The following is a 19,808-nucleotide window of genomic DNA, read 5'->3' as shown; positions in this document are numbered from 1 at the left end:
GGATCGCTATACCGCTTGCCGCAAGACCGGGGCATAGTCCGCCATCCCTTCCACCCTCCTGAAAAGAAGGAACTACCCCATGCCAATCGCAAGAGGCTATGCCGCTACCGACGCATCCAAGCCGTTGACGCCGTTCACCTTCGAACGCCGTGAACCGAATGCCGACGACGTTGTCATCGACATCAAATATGCCGGCATCTGCCATTCGGACATCCATACCGTCCGCAACGAGTGGAAGAACGCCGTCTACCCGATCGTGCCGGGCCATGAGATCGCCGGTATCGTCACCGCCGTCGGCGCCAACGTCACCAAGTTCAAGGTCGGCGACCACGTCGGCGTCGGCTGCTTCGTCGACAGCTGCGTCGGCTGCGCCAGCCGCGATGTCGACAACGAGCAATATATGCCCGGCCTCGTCGGCACCTACAACAGCGTCGAAGCCGACGGCAAGACGGCGACCCAGGGCGGATATTCCGACTCGATCGTCGTCAAGGAAGGCTATGTCCTGTCGATCCCGGAAAACCTGCCGCTCGACGCTTCCGCGCCGCTGCTCTGCGCCGGCATCACCCTCTACTCGCCGCTCAAGCACTGGAATGCCGGCCCCGGCAAGAAGGTCGCGATCGTCGGCATGGGTGGTCTCGGCCATATGGGCGTGAAGATCGGCGCCGCCATGGGCGCTGACATCACCGTGCTTTCGCAGTCGCTGTCGAAGAAGGAAGACGGCCTGAAGCTCGGCGCCAAGGAATACTACGCGACGAACGATGCCGAGACCTTCACCAAGCTCGCCGGCACCTTCGACCTGATCATCTGCACGGTCAGCGCCGAAATCGACTGGAACGCCTATCTCGGCCTGCTCAAGGTCAACGGCTCGATGGTCGTCGTCGGCGCTCCCGAGAACCCGATCCCGGTTCACGCCTTCTCGCTGATCCCCGGCCGCAAGAGCATCTCCGGCTCGATGATCGGCTCGATCAAGGAAACCCAGGAAATGCTGGATTTCTGCGGCGAGCACAACATCGTCTCCGAGATCGAGAAGATCAACATCCAGCAGGTCAACGAAGCCTACGAACGCGTCCTCAAGAGCGACGTCCGCTACCGCTTCGTCATCGACATCGCCTCGCTGGCGGCCTGATGAAACAAGAAGGGGCGCCAACCGGCGCCCCTTTTTCGTCCTGCCCGGATCTTCTCGGGCATCACCCATCTGCCGCTAATTCTCCTCCCGCATCGTCTCCTTCTGCGTGATCAGCCGCGCGCTGTGCTGGCCGCTCAGATAGATCCACAGCCAGCTCCAGGCGACGGCGAAGCGTGAGCGGGTGCCGATCAGGAAGTAGATGTGGGCGATGCCCCAGACCCACCACGCGAGCCAGCCCTTCAGCTTGATCCTGCCGAAATCCATGATCGCAGCACTCTGGCCGATCGTCGCAAGGCTGCCCTGATGCCGGTAGCGGAAGGCTGCGGGCGCCTGCCTCCCGGCGATCCTGGCGCGAATGACCTTCGCCACATAGGAACCCTGCTGCTTGGCCGCCGGCGCAATGCCGGGAACCGGTTTGCCATCCGCCTGGATCACCTGCGCGGTATCGCCGATGACGAAGACGTCAGGCTGTCCCGGCGCCGTCAAATCCTTCTCGACCACCGCGCGCCCTGCCCGATCGGCAGCCACGCCCAACCACTTGGCCGCAGCGGACGCCTCAACGCCCGCGGCCCAGACGATCGTCCGGCTCGCGATGAACTTCTCGCCGATTGACACGCCGTCAGCAGTGCAATTGGTCACCGGCTCGCGCAGATGCACCTCGACGCCGAGCTTTTCGAGCTCGCGCTGCGCATAGGCCGAGAGCTCCTCGGCAAAGGCCGGCAGCACGCGCGGCCCGGCCTCGATCAGCACGACGCGGGTCTTGCGCGTATCGATATTGCGGAATTCGCCCGGCAGCGTCTTGTGCGCCAGCTCGGCGATGATGCCGGCAAGCTCGACACCGGTCGGTCCGGCACCGACGATCGTAAAGGTCAGCAGCGCCTCGCGGATGGCGGGATCGGTCTCGGTCTCGGCGCGCTCGAAGGCCAGCAGCAGGCGCCGGCGGATTGTCGTCGCATCCTCGAGCGTTTTCAGGCCCGGCGCCACCGGCTCCCATTCGTCACGGCCGAAATAGGCATGCGTCGCCCCGGTCGCCAGCACCAGCGTATCGTAAGGCAAGGTCATTCCGTTGCGTAAGCTGACGGTCTTCGCCGCGCTGTCGACGCCGGTGACTTCGCCAAGCAGCGTCGTCACATCCGGACGGTTGCCGTAGAGATGACGGATCGGCCAGGCGATCTCGGAGGTTGACAGGATGGTCGTGGCGACCTGATAAAGCAGAGGCTGGAAAAGATGATGGTTGCGCCGGTCGACGAGCGTGATTGTCGCACCGGCACCCTTGAGATCATTGACGAGCTGCAGCCCGCCGAAACCGCCGCCGACAACGACGACGCGATGTTCGCTCATGACAACCCCCTTTAGCGTCATTCAGCCGACGCTAATGTCGTCACTTCCAGGGCAGTTTCAATGAACGTTTGCGAATAGCTCCCCTGCAGCTATCCGGCATATCCGACAGGGATCGCCGTGCCACTCTTCAGGATTTCCATCGAGATCGAGGCGGAGACATCGAAGAGCTCGATCTTGCGGACGATCTGCTTGTAGATGACATCGTAATGCTCGACCCGCGGCAGCACGATCTTCAGGATATAATCGTGATTGCCCGTCAGACGGTGCGCCTCGACGATCTCCGGCACGCTGCTGATCGCCTTGCGAAAGCTCTCGATCCATTCGTCGGAATGATGCGCGGTCTTGATCAGCGCGAAGACAGTGGTCGGAACCCCCATCTTCTCCCGGTCGAGCACGACGATCCGCCGCGCAATATAGCCGCTCTCCTCCAGCCGCTGGATGCGCCGCGAACAGGCCGACACCGAAAGCGAAACCCGCTCGGCAAGCTCGCTCACGGATATCCCGGCATCCGCCTGCAGCAGGTCGAGAATCCTGCGGTCGCGATCATCAAGCATTGCCTCGCCTCCATCATGCGCTCAATTTTTGCACAATCATTCACTTTATCGCAAAATGGAAGCGCCCTGTCGCATTGCCGGTGAAACAATGCAAACATTCGGCGCGCGGTGTGCGGCATGATTTGCACATCGCACACATGACATGGGAGAACGGAAATGCGCACAATCGGCCTGATCGGCGGCATGAGCTTCGAGAGCTCGGCAGTCTATTACCGGATGATCAACGAGATGGTGCGCGAGCGCTGCGGCGGCCTGTCCTCGGCCGAACTGCTGATGCATTCCGTCAACTTCGAAGACATCGTCGCCATGCAGAAGGCCGGTGACTGGGATGGCGCCGCCCGCCGCCTCGGCGACGTGGCCCTCAAGCTTCAGATCGCCGGCGCCGAGTGCATCCTCATCTGCACCAACACCATGCATCTGATTGCCGACAGGGTCGCAGCCCGCATCTCCGTGCCGCTGATCCACATCATCGACGAAACGGCAGCTTCGCTGAAGGCGGCCGGCCGCAAGCGCCCGCTGCTGCTCGCCACGCGCTACACGATGGAGCATGGCTTCTATGCCGATCGCATGAAGAACCTCGGCGTCGAGATCGTCGTTCCCGAAGCCGAAGACCGCACCGTCGTTCACGACATCATCTTCAACGAGCTATGCGCCGGCAAGGTGCTGGACAGCTCGCGCCAGAAGCTGATGCAGATCATCGAGCGCGAGAAGGCCAAGGGCGCCGACAGCATCATTCTCGGCTGCACCGAGATCTGCCTGATCCTCGATCCCGACAATCTGCCCCTGCCCGGCTTCGATACCACGGCGATCCACGCTGAGGCCGCCGTTGGCTTTTCCATCGGCGACGAGCGCAAGCAGAAAGCCGCCTGAGCATTTAGTTGACTCAGTCAAATAAATAATGGACAAAATCTTCGACAGGAGATTTTGTCCATGACCGATTCCGCCCTCATCGAAGCCGCCCGCGACTTCAACCGCTTCTACACCAACTTCCTCGGCGTCCTGAACAAGGCCTATCTCGATACGCCCTTCACGCTGACCGATGCGCGGGTCCTCTTCGAGATCGGCTCGCACAAGGGCATCAGCGCCACCACGCTCGCCTCTGATCTGCAGCTCGACCCCGCCTATCTCAGCCGCATCCTCAAGCGCTTCCGTGCAGAAGACCTGATCGAGACCAAAGCCGACGACAGCGACCGGCGTAGCCAGATCATCCACGTCACCGACAAGGGACAGCTGCAGTTCCAGGAGTTCGGCCGCCGCTCCAACGCCCAGCTTGCGGAACGTTTCGAGACACTGGCAGATGGCGAGCCGCAGAGCGTCGTTGGCGCCATGCAGACGATCCGCTCGCTGCTCGACCCCAAGGCCAAGTCTCCCGCCCCGATCATCCGCGCTCACCGCCCCGGCGATATCGGCTGGATCGTCCAGAGTCAGGCCAAGGCCTATACCGAGGAATATGGCTGGGACATGCGCTTCGAAGGCCTCGTCGCCGAGGTCGCCGGCAAGTTCCTGGCGCATTTCGATCCGGCCATGGAATATTGCTGGATCGCCGAGCGCAACGGCATCAGCATCGGCTCGATCCTGATCACCAATGGCGGCGATGGCATCGCCAAGCTGCGGCTGCTCTATGTCGACAAGGCCGCCCGCGGCCTCGGACTTGGAAAGACGCTGGTCAACGAATGCATCCGCTTCGCCAAAGCAAAGGGTTACCGGCAGATCTCGCTCTGGACCAACGACGTCCTCCACCCGGCTCGCGCCATCTATGTGAAGGCCGGATTCAGGCTTGTCTCCGAAGAGAGACACCGCATGTTCGGCCCGGAGGAGAACGGCCAGACCTGGGCCCTCGACCTCTAGGGCCAATCGATTGGTCCTCTGACGCCTCTGCGTCGCAAAAATTTCGCTTGATTTGGAAACGATCATTTCCTAATTGAGTGAGCCATGACGACGCTCGCCCCCGAAGACGTAAGCCGCAGCCGCGGCCGCCCGCGCGAATTCGATATGGATGCCGCCCTCGACAAGGCGCTTCTGGTGTTTTCCGAACGCGGCTACCACGCCACCTCGATTAGCGAGCTGACCGAGGCCATGGGGCTGACATCCGGCAGCGTCTACAAAGCCTTCAAGGACAAGCGCGGCGTCTTTCTCGCCGCCTTCGACCGCTACCGGGCCATCCGCCGTGGCAAGATCAGTGAAAGCATGGTGGGCGCCGAGACCGGACGCGACAAGCTCAGGGCCTTGCTCGGCCTCTACGCCGTCTCCTCGCATGGCGAATCCGGCCGCCGCGGCTGCCTCGTCGTCGGCAGCGCCAACGAAATCTCGACTTTCGATGCCGAAGCCGCCAAGCGCATCGAGGATGCCTACACGTCGAACGAGGAGTTCATCCTTGATCTCATCATCATCGGACAGGCCGACGGCTCCATCTCGCCGTCCGTCGATCCGGCCGCAGCGGCGATCAGCCTTCTCTGCGTGATGAACGGCATGCGCATCGTCGGCAAGACCGGCAGCACGGCGGCCGAAATGAATGCGGTGGCCGAAACCGCGATGAAATTACTGACCTGACGCCACCCGCCCGAAACGGGTGGCCTGAACCGACTTTTATACCGATCCTCCCCCAGATCCGCATATTGGAGTTCTTATGAGCATTTCCTCGGCAACGGACGAGACGGCCGCCTCCCCGGCAATCTCGTCGCTGATGACATTTCTGTTCGCAGCCACCTGCGGCCTCGTCGCCGCCAACCTCTATTACGGCCAGCCGCTGGCCGGCCCGATCAGCGCCGATCTCGGCTTCACCCCGGCCGCCACCGGCCTGATCGTCACGCTCACTCAGATCGGCTACGGTCTCGGCCTTCTGCTGCTCGTTCCGCTCGGCGACCTCCTGGAAAACCGCCGCCTCGTACTGGTGCTGATCGCCGCCTCCGCCGTCGCCCTCGTCGGCGCCTCATTCGCCTCCACGCCGTCGCTCTTCCTGCTCGCCTCGCTCTGTATCGGGCTTTCCTCGGTCGCCGTTCAGGTCGTCGTGCCCTTTGCCGCCCATATGGCGCCGGATGAAAGCCGCGGCCGGGTCGTCGGCAATGTCATGAGCGGCCTGCTCTGCGGCATCATGCTGGCGCGGCCCTTCGCCAGCTTCGTCGCCGAGGCCTCGTCCTGGCACATGGTCTATTACGTCACCGCCGTCATCATGGTGCTGCTCGTCCTGGTCCTGCGCGCCACCCTGCCGGTCCGCAAGCCGCATACGAAGCTCAGCTACGGCGCCCTGCTCGCCTCGATGGGCCGCCTTGCGCTCACCTCGCGAGTCCTGCAGCGCCGCGCCCTCTACCAGGCCGGCATGTTCGGCGCCTTCAGCCTGTTCTGGACGACGACACCGCTGCTGCTCGCTAGCCCCGCCTTCGGCTTTACGCAGAACGGCATTGCCGTCTTCGCGCTTGCCGGTGCCGCCGGTGCGATCGCCTCGCCGATTGCCGGCCGCCTCGCTGACCGCGGCATGACCAAGGCCGCTTCGACGCTGGCCATGCTGCTCGGCATGGGCTCGTTCCTTGTCAGCCATTTTGCAACGGATGGTTCGACACTGGCGATCGGTCTGCTGACGGCCTCGGCAATCCTGCTCGATTTCGGCGTCACCACCAATCTCGTCTGCAGCCAGCGCGCGATCTATGCGATCAGCGCCGAGCACCGCAGCCGCCTCAACGGCCTGTTCATGGCAACCTTCTTTGCGGGTGGCGCCATCGGCTCGGCTCTCGGCGGCTGGGCCTATGCAACAGGCGGCTGGACGATGACAGCCTGGATCGGCTTCTGCTTCCCGGCTTTCGCCTTCCTGCTCTTCCTCACCGAGGGACGCGGCAAGTAAGCCGCGTCTCAGCCTTCCGCGGCATCGAAGCGGAGACGGGCGGCACGAACCGCATCATGGTTCGCTTCCGCCCAGTTCAACAGCGGCGCCATCGTCGCATAGAGCGAACGCCCGAGATCGGTGATGCGATATTCGACGCTCGGCGGCTTGGTCGGGAAAACCTCGCGCTCGATATAGCCGTCCCGCTGCAGGTCGCGCAGCGTCTGCGTCAGCATGCGCTGCGAGATATCCGGGATCTTCCGCCGCAGCTCGCCGAAGCGATAGGGCCGCGCCGACAAGGCCTCGATCATCAGCGTCGACCACTTCCCGCCGATCTGCTGCATCATGTCCCGGACTGGACAGTTATCGAAATTCAGCTCGCCGAAATCGATCTCGCGGCGAATGCCGGATGCCGCTTTGCTCTTCAGGTTGACGACCGCGCCGCTCATGGGGTGGTTCCCTTTTGGTAACGTATGGCGCCAAAACTGCCTTCTTTACAGAACGCGGTCAATTCCTATTTTAGAGCTACTCTCTTTTTGAGACCACCAAGAGGAAGACCATGAGCGATACCATTCTCGTCACCGGCGCGGCCGGCCAGCTCGGCCAGCGCGTTGTCCACCACCTGCTCGAAACCTACAAGGTTCCGGCCGGCAGGATCATCGCCGCAACCCGCGATCCGTCGAAGCTCGCTGATCTCGCCACCAAGGGCGTCGCCACCCGCAAGGCCGATTTCGATGATGCCGCAGGTCTCGTCTCCGCGTTCGAGGGCGCCGGTACCGTTCTCATCATCAGCACCGATGCGCTCGCCGTTCCCGGCCAGCGCCTGAAGCAGCACACGGCCGCCGTCAACGCCGCTGCAAAGACCGGCGTCAAGCATATCGCCTATACCTCGATGCCCTCGCCCGACAAATCGCTGGTCACCTTCGCGCCCGACCATCTCGGCACCGAGAACGCCATCAAGGCAAGCGGCCTGCCCTACACGATCCTGCGTGACGCCTGGTATTTCGACAATTTCATGATGTCGCTGCCGCATAATCTTGAAGGCGGCAAGTGGTACACGGCGACCAAGGGCGGCAAGGTGCCCTACATCACCCGCGAAGACTGCGCCCTCGCGATCGCCGCCGCCCTCGTCGGCAAGCCCGAGAACAAGACCTACACGCTGACGGGATCGACCTCTTACTCGATCGCCGATGTCGCCTCCGCCGTCACCACCATCACCGGCCGCCCGCTCGAAGTGATCGATGTCACCGACGAGCAGCTTTCCGGCGGCCTGACCGGCGCCGGCCTGCCGTCCTTCGTCGTCGACATGCTGGTATCGGCCGACGCCAATATCCGCGCCGGCAATTTCGATAGCCTCAGCGGCGACTTCACGACGCTGACCGGCAAGGAGCCGCAGACGCTCCGCAAATTCATCGAAGACCGCAAGGCAGCGCTCACCGCCTAATTGCAGGTGAAAAGAGTGCTGAAGGAGAGCCCGTCGCGCACCACCGCGGCGGGCTTTTCACATCAGACCTTCTGGCCGCAGGCGCGGCAGAAGCGGTGGACGGTTTCCGCCATGCCATATTCCAGCGCGTCGGCCGTCAGGCCGTGGCCGATCGAAACTTCGGCGAGCTTCGGAATGCGCTTCACCAGCGGCGGCAGATTGGCGACCGTCAAATCGTGGCCGGCATTGACGCCGAGACCGATCGCCAGCGCCGCATCCGCCGTCTTTCCAAGCCCTTCGAGGATCGGTCCCATCCGCTCCGGCGCATCGTAGCAGCCGCCGTATGGGCCGGTATAAAGCTCGATGCGATCGGCGCCGACCGCCTTGGCGATCTTCACCGCCTCGACATCGCCGTCGCCATCGGCAAACAGCGAGACCCGCGTGCCCATCTTCTTCAGCTTGGCAATCACGTCCGTGAGCAGGGCCTCGTCCTTGCGGAAATTCCAGCCGTGGTCGGATGTCGCCTGCGTCGGATCGTCGGGAACCAGCGTCACCTGCTCCGGTGCGGCACTGCGGCAGAGCTCCAGGAAATCTTCGGTCGGATAGCCCTCGATATTGAACTCGGCTTCCGGAAACTCGTCGTCGATCAGGTTGCGGATCACCGGCAGGTCGGAAAAGCGGATATGCCGCTGGTCCGGGCGCGGATGCACGGTCAGCCCGCTCGCTCCCGCCTTCAGCGCAATACGACCCAGCGCTTCGACGCTCGGCCACGGCAGGTCGCGGCGATTGCGCAGCATGGCGATGGCGTTGAGGTTCACGGAAAGCGTTGTCGGCATGGCGATGATCCATTCGGTGTCGGGGCGTGCTCCGCTTTTATGCCAATGGCGCCCTCAAGGCCAACGAGATTCGCAGATGGCCGCATGCAAATCTGTGATGCTTCACGCAGCGTGATGTCATCCGTACCGCTTTGAGTATTTCCCGTTCAGCTGGAAGAAATCTTTTCGCTCCCGCAAACGGCATCCGGCTATCTTTTCTCGGCATTCCGGGCATTCCGGCCCTCATTGCTATCCTATTTAAAAACGATTATTTTTAGCACTTACAAAAAAGACCGTTCACGCATAACGTGAAGAATATGGTTCGAGTTTAGTACGCCGCGTACTGCTTCCTTACCCAACGACAAGAACGCCTCGAGGAAACCCCACTCCACAGCGCCGTCGAAGCAACTGGCAACCGCATGAGGTGCAACAGTATGCCCTAGGAGGGTTCATGCCAGACGGTTCCAAACGCATGTTTGCTGCCGCCGGCAACGCTTCGGAGGCCCGGTCCAAATACCGGTTCCTGCCTTCTGCCGCGCTGCCGCCGGATCTCCCTGATGGACCGGTGCCCATCGCTGACATGGCGAATGCATTCGGTGTCACCCACAGGACCTTACATTTCTACGAAGAAAAGGGCCTGCTCTCGGCCAACCGCATCGGCCTGATGCGCGTCTACGGCCAGGACGACGTGATGCGCATGGCCGTCATCAACGTCTGCCGCGAAACCGGCATGCCGATCGCCGTCATTCAGGACCTGATGGACGAGCTGCGCCGCGCCCGCTCTCAGGACGAAGCCGAAGCGATGTTCCGAGAGGCGCTCGGCGTCCGTAAGCGAGAGCTGACGGCCGAAATGTCCACCCTGCACCGCCAGCTCCAGCAGGTTGGGGACCTGCTCGATCTCGACGCCCAGGGCGACATGCCGCCGCTGAACGACAACGACGATCCGGCCGGTCTCTCGGACAAGGAACGCCGCTGCCTGTCGCTGATGGCCGAAGGCTATTCGACGCAACGCATCGCCAGGGCATTGGATCTGACCCATGACGAGGCAAAGGCGCTCGAATCCGCGATCATCCTGAAGTTTCGGGCAAACAACCGCTTCCAGGCGATCGCCAAGGCCGTACTGCTCGGCATCGTCCAGGTCTGACGGAGAAATCCCAACAGGAACGGCGCCGCCACGCCTGTCCAACTACCGCACGATCGTCAGCGTCTCGGCCGCGCGCGTAATCGCCGTGTAGAGCCAGCGCTCGCGCGTATCGCGGAAAGCCCAGCTTTCGTCGAACAGCACGACATTGTTCCACTGCGAACCCTGCGCCTTGTGGACGGTCAACGCATAGCCGTAATCGAACTCGTCATAGCGCTTGCGGGTATTCCAGGGAATCTCGCCTTCGACATCCTCGAAGGCCTGCTTCAACAGCTTGATCTTAGCCGCCCCGCGATCCATGTCGTCGTCTTCTGGGCGGATCAGCAGGTTGATCCCCGGCTTCGTCGTCTCCTTCGACGACGTCATCACCTGCCAGAGCGAGCCGTTGAGCAGCCCCTTGGCCGGGTCGTTGCGCAGGCAGACGAGCTTGTCGCCGGTCTGCGGATAATCAGCCGAAAAGCCCTTCAGCTCGCGCAGCCGCTGATTATAGCGCCGCCGCGTCCGGTTGGTGCCGACAAGCACCTGGTCGGCATCCATCACCAGCGCCTGATTGACCTCGTTCTTCGAGATCACCTGCGCAGCCCCATAGTCGCCATACATGATCTCGTTGCCCTCGCGCACCTGCATGGCGAGCTTGATGATCGGATTGTCGCGGGCCTGGCGGTGGATATCCGTCAGCAGATAATCGGGATCCTGATTGGTGAAATAGCCGCCACCCGAAACCGGCGGCAACTGGCCGGGATCGCCGAGCACCAGGATCGGCGTGCCGAAGCTCATCAGGTCCCTGCCGAGCGCCTCGTCCACCATCGAGCATTCGTCGACGATGATCAGCGCCGCCTTGGCGACGGGGCTCTGCCGGTTGATGGTGAACATCGGCGCGATCGAGGTCTTGCCGGTCTCCTCATCCTCAACGGCTTCCTCGCCGCGCGGCCGGTAGATCAGCGAATGGATGGTCTTCGCGTTCGAAGCGCCCCGCGAGCGCAGCACCTGCGCCGCCTTGCCGGTGAAGGCCGCAAACAGCACATCGCCATCGACATTCTCGGCAAAATGGCGCGCAAGCGTCGTCTTGCCCGTTCCGGCATAGCCGAAAAGACGGAAGAGCGGTGACCTGCCCTCCTTCAGCCATTTCGAAACGGCCTTCAGGGCTTCATCCTGTTGCGGAGCAAATTGCATGATGATCGACTTGGCAGGATTCGCGAGCCGGACGCAAGGCGAAAACGCCTCGCAGTTGCGCAAGGCCGAGATTGAAAGGTGCCGCCCTCGCCCTTAGTCTCGCAGAACTCGCATCGAAGGGGAATCGCGTGAAGAATATTGCAGGCCTTGCTCTGATCACGGCATCGCTCGCGATGCCCGCCGCCGCTCATGCGGACTGGCAGCCCGTCGAGCAGATCAAGACCTATGCGATATCGGGCCGAACAGGCGCCGAGCTCTACCAGTCGATCGGCGAGCGCGGCCCCGCCGCCGGCAATGGCCGGGTGATCGCGCACACGACCTTCAAGCTCACCTGGACCCGCAAATACGAAGTGCAGCCGGACAATGCCTGCAAGATCACGGTGGCGCGCCCCAAGCTGATCATCACCTACACGCTGCCGAAGCCCTCGGGCGACCTGCCACCCGCCGTAAAGGCCAGCTGGCAGAGCTTCCTCGCAGGCGTCGAGACGCACGAGCACTGGCATGGCGAGACGATCAAGGAGATGGTCAGAGAGATCGAGGCCTTCAGCTTCGGCCTGACGGCAGCCGACGATCCGCAATGCAAGAAGATCCGCGTCACCCTGCAGCAGCGGCTTGGCGAGCTCTCCGGCCACCAGCGCCAGCAGGGCCGCGATTTCGACAAGGTGGAGATGGGCGACGGCGGCAATGTCCAGACATTGATCCTGAAGCTGGTCAACGGCCCCTGATATCAGAAGGAAGGGATGTGACGGAGGCAGAGCGTCAGAATTCCGGCATCTATTCGGACCGCGCCTGCTCGCCGGAGGAAACGCTCGCCCGCATCGCTCCACTGCTCCTCCGCTACGGTATCACCCGCCTGGCCCGCGTCACCGGCCTCGATTGCATCGGCATCCCCGTCTGGAACGCCATCGTTCCCAACGCCCGATCGATCGTCATCAACCAGGGCAAGGGTCTCACCGATAAAGACGCAAAGGTCTCCGCCGCCATGGAGGCGCTGGAGCGCGCGATCGCAGGTGACCCGCATCTGATCAGCAGGCTCGCGACCGGCACCGAACTCTCCGCATCGGGCACCCGCTGGCATCCGCTGAACGAACTCATAGCAGCCGGCCACGACGACATCGAAGCCGATGAGCGGCTGGAATGGGTCGCCGGCACGAGTCTGGAGGACGGCGCCACCATCTACGTCCCCAGGGACGCGATCCCGCTCGACCGCACGGTGTCCGACTGCTGCTTCTGGCAATCCTCCGACGGCCTCGCATCCGGCAACACCATCGAGGAAGCAAGGCTCCACGCGCTCCTCGAACGCATCGAACGCGACGCTTACGCCCTGTGGCAGATGACACCGCCGGGCCAGATCGAAGCGCTGGCACCTGAAACATTCGGCGATCCGGCAATCGACAGCCTTTGCGCGCGCATCGCCGCTGCCGGCCTTTCGCTCCGTCTCTTCGACGTCACCAGCGATATCGGTATCCCCTGCATCGCTGCCCTGCTCGGCCCCGGCAATATCACCGAGGCAAGACATACCCGCTTCGTCGATGTCACCCACGGATGCGGCTGCCATCCCAATCCCGTCCGCGCCGCCATCCGCGCCATCACCGAAGCCGCACAATCACGCCTGACCTTCATCAGCGGCGCCCGGGACGACATCCTGCCCGAGGTTTTTGCGCGGCCGCTGCCGGAAGCAACACGAGCCCTGTTCGCCGCCACTGCTCGGAACGCGGGGATAACAAATGGCGACCTCCCGTTCGGCGCCTCCGCGCTTCTCGCCTTGACCCTCGAAAAGCTCAGCGCCACAGGCCTCCGTCCCGCCATCGCTGTCGAGCTGCATGAGCCCGGCCTGCCGATCGCCGTCTCGAAAGTCTTCGTCCCCGCTCTCGAAAATCCCGAGGGCAATCGCAAGCACCGCTTCGGCCCGCGCGCCATCTCGCGATCGATGGAGTTCCTATGAAGACCGTTTTCGTCGGCCCGACGCTACCGGATGCCGGCAAGCTTGCAGGCGGCAAGATCGATATCCGCCCTCCGGCATCGCAGGGAGACGTCTTCCGCGCGGTGAAAGACGGCGCAACAGTCATCGGCATCGTCGACGGCTATTTCGAATACGCCGCCCCCATCTGGCACAAGGAAATCCTCTTCGCCCTTTCGCAGGGCATCCGCGTCTTCGGCGCCGCCAGCATGGGCGCGCTCCGCGCCGCCGAATGCGCCGCCTATGGCATGACCGGCATCGGCCGAATCTATGAGATGTATGCCAACGGCGAACTCGAAGACGACAGCGCCGTCGCCCAGCTGCATGCCCCGGGCGAACTCGGCTACCGCTCGCTCAGCGAACCGCTCGTCAATGTCGTGTCCACACTTGGTGACATGCTGGCGCGCGGGTTGATCAGCCATGAGGAACAGCGGATCCTCGGTCACAGCGCCAGAGCAATCTTCTTCAAACAGCGAACCTGGAAATCCATTCTCGCGGCAGCGCAAATCGAAGCTGCGCGTGCAGAAGAACTGAGGCGATTGATCGCCGCCAATGCCATCGACCAGAAGCGCCGCGATGCCGAGGGACTGCTCGCAGCGGTGATCGCTGCGCCCGATGCATACTCCGCCCCGCCAGAGAACTGGCGCTTCAACAGAACCACTCTCTGGGACGCCCTCGAAAGAAATTCGTGACAGGGCGGAATAAAATCGCCGCCCCGCGTGTCTCATGTCCGGCAAAGCAAGAAAGCCTGCCGAACGTGAGGAGAGACCCACATGAAGATCGTAACCTTCGCAACCGCATTTGCCGTTGCCGCAGCCGCTGCCACCGCCGCCTTCGCAGCCGCCCCCGTCCAGACCGTCGAATCCGCCAAGGGCAAGGTGCTCGCCGGCGAAAACGGTATGACGCTCTACACCTTCAAGAAGGACGCCAAGGACACGTCCAACTGCAATGGCGATTGCGCCAAGAACTGGCCGCCGCTCGCTGCCGCTGGCGATGCCAAGCCAGATGGTGCATATTCGATCATCGATCGCAAGGACGGGACGAAACAGTGGGCCAAGGACGGCATGCCGCTCTACTTCTGGGTCAAGGACAAGAAGAAGGGCGATATCACCGGCGATGGCGTCGGCGGCAACTGGGATCTTGCCAAGCCCTGAGTATCCGCGCGTGAAAACACCTGCACCCGAAACATTCGAGGGCCAGATCCTGGCCCTCCTTCCCTCGCTCCGGCGCTATTCGCGAAGCCTGACCCGCTCCGATGCCGAAGGCGAGGATCTGCTGCAGGACTGCGTCGAAAAGGTACTCGCCCGCCGCTCGCAATGGCGCGGCCTGAACCTGCGCGGCTGGGCGCTGACGATCATGACCAATCTCTACCGCAATGCCCGCCGCCCCGGCCCGCGCAGCATGACCGTCGATCTCGATACGGCAGAGAATGTCGCCTCACCCGAGACCCCGTCCGATCCGCTGGAGCGCGCCCGCCTGGAAGATGCGCTGAACAGCCTATCGGAGGAAAACCGCGCCGTGCTGATGCTGGTCGTCATCGAGGGCTACACCTATAGCGAGGTTGCCGCCGCCCTCGACATCCCCATCGGCACGGTGATGTCGCGCCTGTCGCGCGCCCGCCAGCGCGTTGCCGAAAGAATGAAGGCCGATAATGTGATTACGCTTCGGAGACCGAAATGAGCGAGACCAACCCGACCGTGACCGAAGCGGACCTGCATGCCTATGCCGACGGCCAGTTGGCGGAAGCCGAACGCGCCCGCATCGAGGCATGGCTGAAGGACAATCCCGATGAGGCCGCCGCCGTTGCCGAATGGCAATCGCAGAGTGCTGCAATCCAGAAGATGTTCGGCCCTTACGCCGCGGCCCGCCCCGACGATGCCCTTCTCGTCAGCCCGCATAGCAACCGCTCCTCTTGGCCGCGCCGCGCCGCAATCGCCGCCTCCATCGCCGCGATCTTCGCCGCCGGTGCGCTGAGCGGCCATTACGGTCCTACCCTGTTCGAAAAGCCGGAGCTGCAGCTGACCGCGTCCGAGACGCTGCCGCAGCAGGCCCAGAACGCTTTCCTGGTCTATGCCAGCGAGGTCCGCCACCCCGTCGAGGTCTTTGCCAACGAGGAAACCCATCTCGCCACCTGGCTCGGCAAGCGGCTGGCGATCCAGAACCTGAAGGTGCCCGATCTGCAGGCGCTCGGCTTCCATCTCGTTGGCGGCCGCCTGCTGCCGGTCGATGGCAAGCCGGGAGCGATGTTCATGTATGAGGATCAGGGCGGCGAGCGCCTGACGGTGCTGGTCGGCCGCAATGCCGGCAATCGCACCACAAGCTTCCGCTTCGCCTCCGCCGACAATCTGGAGACCTTCTACTGGATCGACGGCGAGCTCGGCTATGCCGTCACCGGCGAAATCTCCCGCGACCTGCTGCGCCAGATCGCCGAGGAGTGCTACCGGCAGTTCCCGTCCTAACGTTGCGGATCGTTGGCGAGCTCGATCGGCCGGCCATGCGGCGTCGCTTCGGCGGCGCGCTGCCAGCTTTCCTGCAGCGACAGGATCGTCGCGGCATCGGTTACGCCCTTGCTGGCGACGATCTGCGACAGCGCAGCAACCCAGCAATCGAAATAGTCAGCACCATCGGCGGCGCGGCCGGGCTTGTGCAGTTCGGCTGACAGCGTCTCCGCCCACTCGCTCCAGGCAAACAACCCGCGCTCATGCAGATGCACGGTGATCGCGAAGGCCTCCGCTGCCCAGGGCTCCGGAAACACCGGATCGCCCTCGGCCGATTTCGGCAGCTGCGGCGAGTCCCGCAGCGGTGACACCTGATCACACTGGCTCAAGATAGCTCTCCCAGGCATCGATCGACACCGTCAGCGACGGATCGGCGCCCTCGCCCCATATCTCGCCGCCATCGAAGACGACGGTATAGACCCATTCCGGGTTCTCACCCTTTCCATGGGCGTGATCGTCGGGAAACACGAAGGATCCCTGCACGGCCTCGACGATGCCGGTCTTGGCACGCGCATAGCGCGGCAGTCGCGTATGGGTTTCCGGATTGAAGTTCCGCGTCCGCACGGCCTGCCCGACGGCAAAGCGCGCAGCCGTCTGAACCGGCCGATCACACGGCGCGCCCTTGGCGAGCACACCGGCCACCATATCGGCCTTCAGCACCCGCTTCGGCACCGCGCCGTCATCACGCTTGTGACCATCGGCGATCTCCGCCTGCGTCGCGAAACCGTGGCGCTCCAGAAGCACTTCCAGCGCCCGCGTCCAGATCTCGTAATAGCTGGCCGACAGATATTGCACCGGCGGAATGCTCTCGCGGGCGTGGCGGCTTTCATCGATCGTCCAGGCGCCGAAGGCACCGCAGGACAGCACGACGCCGAGCGCCCGCTTTTCCCATTCGGCATGAAAGTATGGCTCGTTCGGCTCGGGCGCCACCGGCCCGAAACCCATCTGCCCCCGAGATCGTGAGGGCCGTTCATGCGCCCGCTCCGGGCGTTGCGGCAATGCCGGTGCCGATCATCGCATCGCGGCTGACGAGATCGGCAAGCGCCTCTTCATCGAGGCCATCGGTCCCTTCAGGGCGCTCGGGAATGACGAGATAGCGAAGCTCCGCCGTCGAATCCCACACGCGGATCTTCTTCTCCTCCGGCAGCGTCACGCCGAATTCGGCAAGCACACCGCGCGGATCGATGACGGCGCGCGAGCGATAGGCCGGCGCCTTGTACCAGACCGGCGGCAACCCGAGCACCGACCACGGATAGCAGGAGCAGAGCGTGCAGACGACGAGGTTATGGGTATCGGGCGTGTTGAAGACGGCGCGCATATGCTCGCCCTGGCGGCCGGTATAGCCGAGGCTGGCGATCGCCGCCGTCGCATCCTGCTTCAGCCATTCGGCAAAGGCAGGATCGCTCCAGGCTTTGGCGACGACCCGCGCCCCGTTGCGCGGCCCGATCTTCGTCTCGTAGGTCTCGACGATCGCATCGATCGCGGCGGGATCGATCAGCCCCTTCTGCGTCAGTACCGTCTCCAGCGCCCTGACACGCGCCTGCATGTCGGTATAGCGGTTGTCGTGGTCATGATCATGCCCGTGGTCATGATCGTGGTGGTGACCATGATGATGGTGATCGTCGTCGTGATCGTGCATGACTGTCCCCTCCGCGCTTTGCAATCCTGTTTAGGCGCTTGCCGCTTCCGCGCCAAGCCACGAAAATCACTTCAGCATCGGCCACAGGCTGAGCACGAGTAGCAGCGCCATGGTGATGTTGAACCACTTGAGCCTCTTGGGATCGGAAAGCCAGTCGCGCAGCGCCGAGCCGAACCCTGCCCAGGTCGAGACGCTCGGCACATTGACCAGCGCAAAGGCGAAGCCGACGATCAGCACGCTGATGAAATAGACGTCCGGATTGGTATAGGTCGCCATCGCCGTCACCGCCATCACCCAGGCCTTCGGATTGATCCACTGGAAGGCCGCCGCCGACAGGAAGGACATCGGCGCCGCACTCGTCTTGCCCTCGCTCAGCGATCGCGACGAGCCGATCTTCCAGGCGATCCACAGCAGATAGGCGCCGCCGGCGAATTTCAGCACGGTGTAGAGCAGCGGCACGGTATGCAGCAGCGCACCAAGCCCGAGGCCGACGCCGAGCAGCAACGACAGGAATCCGGCGCCGATCCCCAGCATATGCGGGATCGTCCGGCGGAAGCCGAAATTCACGCCCGAGGTGAACAGCATCATGTTGTTCGGCCCCGGCGTGATCGACGTCGTGAAGGCAAACAGCACCAGGGCTGCGAAAGTGTCCAAAGGCATCGTCTTCTCCCAGAGTGACCGCTTGTTGCCGCGATCCGCTTATTAGGTCAGCCTAACTGTCCTATTTTTCCTTCGCCAGCAGATGATTGTCACCGTGACACAATTGCTTGAAAGATGGAGTATCTGCGCAATCTCCGTCATCACAACCCGGAAAGGCAAAGCCATGCAGGAAGACCCGATCCCGACCATCACCTTCCCCAACGGCATCGAAGTGCCCGCGCTCGGTCAGGGCACCTGGAACATGGGCGAACGGGGCACCGAATCCGAACGCGAGATATCGAGCCTGAAGGCCGGTATCGATCTCGGCATGACGCTGATCGACACCGCCGAAATGTACGGCGAAGGCGGTGCCGAGCGCATCGTCGGCCGCGCCATCAAGGGCCAGCGCGACAAGGTGTTCATCACCAGCAAGGTCTATCCCCACAATGCCAGCCGCACCGGCACGATCGAGGCCTGCAACCGCAGCCTCTCGCGCCTCGGCATCGATCGCATCGACCTCTATCTCCTCCACTGGCGCGGCGAGCACCCGCTGGAAGAGACGGTCGAGGCGTTCGAGGACCTGGAGGACGCCGGCAAGATCGGCGCCTGGGGCGTTTCGAATTTCGACACCGCCGACATGGAGGAGCTGTTCTCCGTGCCCGGCGGGCGCAAATGCGCCGCCAATCAGGTACTCTACAATCTCGCCCGCCGCGGCATCGAATATGACCTCCTGCCCTGGTGCCAGAAATACGGCGTGCCGGTCATGGCCTATTCGCCGATCGAACAGGGCCGCATCCTGCACAAGCCCGAACTGATCCGCATCGCCAAGGCAAATCAGGCGACCCCGGCGCAGGTGGCGCTCGCCTTCCTGCTCGAACGCGACGGCGTCATCCCCATCCCGAAGACCTCGTCGGCAGCGCGCACGAGCGAAAACCGCGAAAGCGTCTCGCTCGATTTGAGCGACGAGGACTGGTCCGCCCTCGACGCCGCCTTCCCGCCACCGGCGCGAAAGTCCTCGCTGGAGATGCTGTAAGGCAAAATGAAAACGCCCGGGCATCAAACCCGGGCGCTCTCTGAATTCCGTAATCGGCGTTGGGCTTACATGCCCTGCGCGCCGCGGTTCATCGCCGCGATGCCGGTGCGGCAGACTTCGATGAGGCCGAGCGGCTTCATGACCGAGACGAACTGGTCGATCTTCGAAGACTTGCCGGTAATTTCCAGGATGAAGTGATCGACGGTGGCGTCGACGACCTTGGCGTGGAAGGCATCGGCAAGACGCAGCGTCTCGGCGCGGGCATCGCCCTCGCCCACCACCTTGATCAGCGCGACTTCACGCTCGATCGGCCGGTCTTGGCCGAGCTCGCGGGCACGCACCGTCAGGTCGACGACGCGGTGAACCGGAACGATGCGTTCCAGCTGTGCCTTGATCTGCTCAAGAACCTGCGGCGTGCCGCGGGTGACGACGGTGATGCGCGACAGATGCGCCTGATGCTCGGTTTCGGAAACGGTCAGGCTTTCGATGTTGTAGCCGCGGCCGGAGAACAGGCCGATGACGCGGGCGAGGACGCCCGGTTCGTTATCGACCAGCACCGAGAGCGTATGGCTCTCGGCGGCAGCCGTTTCGGGGGAGATGAAGTAGGCGGAACCGGTAGGTTGAAGGTGTGCGTTCATGGTCTTGTTTCCTC

General features: G+C 63.2%; 23 protein-coding genes and 1 pseudogene. 14 read left to right on the top strand and 10 right to left on the bottom strand.

The features are described 5' to 3' along the window. Nucleotides 1-79: 79 nt before the first annotated feature. The gene (locus F2982_RS17585; RefSeq protein WP_112715305.1) at nucleotides 80-1,126 is read left to right on the top strand and encodes an NAD(P)-dependent alcohol dehydrogenase; all 1,047 of its coding nucleotides are present in this window, start codon (nucleotides 80-82) and stop codon (nucleotides 1,124-1,126) included. Between the two features lie 75 nt (nucleotides 1,127-1,201). On the opposite strand, the gene F2982_RS17580 is transcribed toward F2982_RS17585, so the two are convergent. Beyond that, complete coding sequence (locus F2982_RS17580) at nucleotides 1,202-2,467, bottom strand: NAD(P)/FAD-dependent oxidoreductase (protein WP_203428591.1); 1,266 nt, start codon at nucleotides 2,465-2,467, stop codon at nucleotides 1,202-1,204. Nucleotides 2,468-2,556: 89 nt separating this feature from the next. Continuing rightward, nucleotides 2,557-3,021, bottom strand: a complete 465-nt coding sequence (locus F2982_RS17575) for an Lrp/AsnC family transcriptional regulator (RefSeq protein WP_112715307.1) — start codon at nucleotides 3,019-3,021, stop codon at nucleotides 2,557-2,559. Between the two features lie 156 nt (nucleotides 3,022-3,177). Between F2982_RS17575 and F2982_RS17570 the strand changes: the two genes are divergently transcribed. The 4 genes from F2982_RS17570 (at nucleotide 3,178) to F2982_RS17555 (ending at nucleotide 6,856) form a co-directional block, all read left to right on the top strand. After that, nucleotides 3,178-3,891 (top strand): aspartate/glutamate racemase family protein, encoded by a 714-nt coding sequence (locus F2982_RS17570; protein ID WP_203428590.1) that lies wholly within the window; start codon nucleotides 3,178-3,180, stop codon nucleotides 3,889-3,891. Nucleotides 3,892-3,951: 60 nt separating this feature from the next. Continuing rightward, nucleotides 3,952-4,869 carry a helix-turn-helix domain-containing GNAT family N-acetyltransferase gene (locus F2982_RS17565; RefSeq protein WP_203428589.1) on the top strand — a complete coding sequence of 306 codons (918 nt, stop codon included), beginning with the start codon at nucleotides 3,952-3,954 and terminating at the stop codon, nucleotides 4,867-4,869. Nucleotides 4,870-4,953: 84 nt separating this feature from the next. After that, nucleotides 4,954-5,571, top strand: coding sequence for a TetR/AcrR family transcriptional regulator (locus F2982_RS17560; RefSeq protein ID WP_203428588.1), 618 nt, complete (start codon nucleotides 4,954-4,956; stop codon nucleotides 5,569-5,571). Between the two features lie 76 nt (nucleotides 5,572-5,647). Further along, nucleotides 5,648-6,856 carry an MFS transporter gene (locus tag F2982_RS17555; RefSeq protein WP_203428587.1) on the top strand — a complete coding sequence of 403 codons (1,209 nt, stop codon included), beginning with the start codon at nucleotides 5,648-5,650 and terminating at the stop codon, nucleotides 6,854-6,856. Between the two features lie 8 nt (nucleotides 6,857-6,864). Here F2982_RS17555 and F2982_RS17550 read toward each other — a convergent pair whose 3' ends face one another. Continuing rightward, on the bottom strand, nucleotides 6,865-7,284 hold the full coding sequence (locus F2982_RS17550; protein WP_112715317.1) for a helix-turn-helix domain-containing protein: 420 nt from the start codon (nucleotides 7,282-7,284) through the stop codon (nucleotides 6,865-6,867). A 110-nt stretch (nucleotides 7,285-7,394) separates the two neighbouring features. Here F2982_RS17550 and F2982_RS17545 point away from each other — a divergent pair, with 110 nt between their 5' ends. Then, complete coding sequence (locus F2982_RS17545; RefSeq protein WP_203428586.1) at nucleotides 7,395-8,279, top strand: SDR family oxidoreductase; 885 nt, start codon at nucleotides 7,395-7,397, stop codon at nucleotides 8,277-8,279. A gap of 62 nt (nucleotides 8,280-8,341) precedes the next feature. On the opposite strand, the gene F2982_RS17540 is transcribed toward F2982_RS17545, so the two are convergent. Further along, the gene (locus F2982_RS17540) at nucleotides 8,342-9,094 is read right to left on the bottom strand and encodes a pyridoxine 5'-phosphate synthase (RefSeq protein WP_203428585.1); all 753 of its coding nucleotides are present in this window, start codon (nucleotides 9,092-9,094) and stop codon (nucleotides 8,342-8,344) included. A gap of 430 nt (nucleotides 9,095-9,524) precedes the next feature. Here F2982_RS17540 and F2982_RS17535 point away from each other — a divergent pair, with 430 nt between their 5' ends. Then, complete coding sequence (locus tag F2982_RS17535; RefSeq protein ID WP_112715323.1) at nucleotides 9,525-10,217, top strand: MerR family transcriptional regulator; 693 nt, start codon at nucleotides 9,525-9,527, stop codon at nucleotides 10,215-10,217. A gap of 42 nt (nucleotides 10,218-10,259) precedes the next feature. Here F2982_RS17535 and F2982_RS17530 read toward each other — a convergent pair whose 3' ends face one another. Continuing rightward, on the bottom strand, nucleotides 10,260-11,387 hold the full coding sequence (locus F2982_RS17530) for an ATP-dependent RecD-like DNA helicase (RefSeq protein ID WP_130278053.1): 1,128 nt from the start codon (nucleotides 11,385-11,387) through the stop codon (nucleotides 10,260-10,262). Nucleotides 11,388-11,560: 173 nt separating this feature from the next. Here F2982_RS17530 and F2982_RS17525 point away from each other — a divergent pair, with 173 nt between their 5' ends. The 6 genes from F2982_RS17525 to F2982_RS17500 all read left to right on the top strand — a co-directional run bounded on the left by F2982_RS17525 (nucleotide 11,561) and on the right by F2982_RS17500 (nucleotide 15,806). Then, complete coding sequence (locus F2982_RS17525; protein ID WP_203430111.1) at nucleotides 11,561-12,112, top strand: DUF922 domain-containing protein; 552 nt, start codon at nucleotides 11,561-11,563, stop codon at nucleotides 12,110-12,112. A gap of 17 nt (nucleotides 12,113-12,129) precedes the next feature. Next, nucleotides 12,130-13,332 (top strand): YcaO-like family protein, encoded by a 1,203-nt coding sequence (locus F2982_RS17520; RefSeq protein ID WP_203428584.1) that lies wholly within the window; start codon nucleotides 12,130-12,132, stop codon nucleotides 13,330-13,332. After that, on the top strand, nucleotides 13,329-14,039 hold the full coding sequence (locus F2982_RS17515; protein ID WP_203428583.1) for a TfuA-like protein: 711 nt from the start codon (nucleotides 13,329-13,331) through the stop codon (nucleotides 14,037-14,039). The genes F2982_RS17520 and F2982_RS17515 overlap by 4 nt, the downstream gene beginning before the upstream one ends. An 81-nt stretch (nucleotides 14,040-14,120) precedes the next feature. Beyond that, on the top strand, nucleotides 14,121-14,501 hold the full coding sequence (locus F2982_RS17510) for a hypothetical protein (protein WP_203428582.1): 381 nt from the start codon (nucleotides 14,121-14,123) through the stop codon (nucleotides 14,499-14,501). A 10-nt stretch (nucleotides 14,502-14,511) separates the two neighbouring features. Next, nucleotides 14,512-15,027, top strand: coding sequence for an RNA polymerase sigma factor (locus tag F2982_RS17505; RefSeq protein ID WP_112715331.1), 516 nt, complete (start codon nucleotides 14,512-14,514; stop codon nucleotides 15,025-15,027). Continuing rightward, nucleotides 15,024-15,806 (top strand): anti-sigma factor, encoded by a 783-nt coding sequence (locus tag F2982_RS17500; RefSeq protein ID WP_112715333.1) that lies wholly within the window; start codon nucleotides 15,024-15,026, stop codon nucleotides 15,804-15,806. Before F2982_RS17505 ends, F2982_RS17500 begins: the two co-directional genes overlap by 4 nt. On the opposite strand, the gene F2982_RS17495 is transcribed toward F2982_RS17500, so the two are convergent. The 4 genes and pseudogenes from F2982_RS17495 to F2982_RS17480 form a co-directional block, all read right to left on the bottom strand. Then, a complete protein-coding gene (locus F2982_RS17495; RefSeq protein WP_203428581.1) occupies nucleotides 15,803-16,174 on the bottom strand; it encodes a nitrile hydratase accessory protein in 372 nt (123 codons plus the stop codon). The two genes, F2982_RS17500 and F2982_RS17495, sit on opposite strands and share 4 nt — an antisense overlap. Beyond that, nucleotides 16,161-16,819: pseudogene (gene nthB, locus F2982_RS17490) on the bottom strand (nitrile hydratase subunit beta). The gene F2982_RS17495 and the pseudogene nthB overlap by 14 nt, the downstream one beginning before the upstream one ends. Then, a complete protein-coding gene (gene nthA, locus F2982_RS17485) occupies nucleotides 16,816-17,484 on the bottom strand; it encodes a nitrile hydratase subunit alpha (RefSeq protein WP_203428580.1) in 669 nt (222 codons plus the stop codon). Before nthA ends, nthB begins: the two are co-directional and overlap by 4 nt. A gap of 66 nt (nucleotides 17,485-17,550) precedes the next feature. Beyond that, a complete protein-coding gene (locus tag F2982_RS17480; protein WP_203428579.1) occupies nucleotides 17,551-18,144 on the bottom strand; it encodes a LysE family translocator in 594 nt (197 codons plus the stop codon). A gap of 163 nt (nucleotides 18,145-18,307) precedes the next feature. Between F2982_RS17480 and F2982_RS17475 the strand changes: the two genes are divergently transcribed. After that, nucleotides 18,308-19,156 (top strand): aldo/keto reductase, encoded by an 849-nt coding sequence (locus F2982_RS17475; RefSeq protein WP_130278044.1) that lies wholly within the window; start codon nucleotides 18,308-18,310, stop codon nucleotides 19,154-19,156. Between the two features lie 65 nt (nucleotides 19,157-19,221). Here the strand turns inward: F2982_RS17475 and ilvN are convergent, their stop codons facing one another. Next, on the bottom strand, nucleotides 19,222-19,794 hold the full coding sequence (gene ilvN, locus F2982_RS17470; protein ID WP_112715345.1) for an acetolactate synthase small subunit: 573 nt from the start codon (nucleotides 19,792-19,794) through the stop codon (nucleotides 19,222-19,224). Nucleotides 19,795-19,808: the final 14 nt, after the last annotated feature.

It is taken from the genome of Rhizobium sp. BG4 (assembly GCF_016864575.1).
GTDB lineage: Bacteria > Pseudomonadota > Alphaproteobacteria > Rhizobiales > Rhizobiaceae > Rhizobium.
This window is presented reverse-complemented; position numbering and strand designations above follow the sequence as displayed.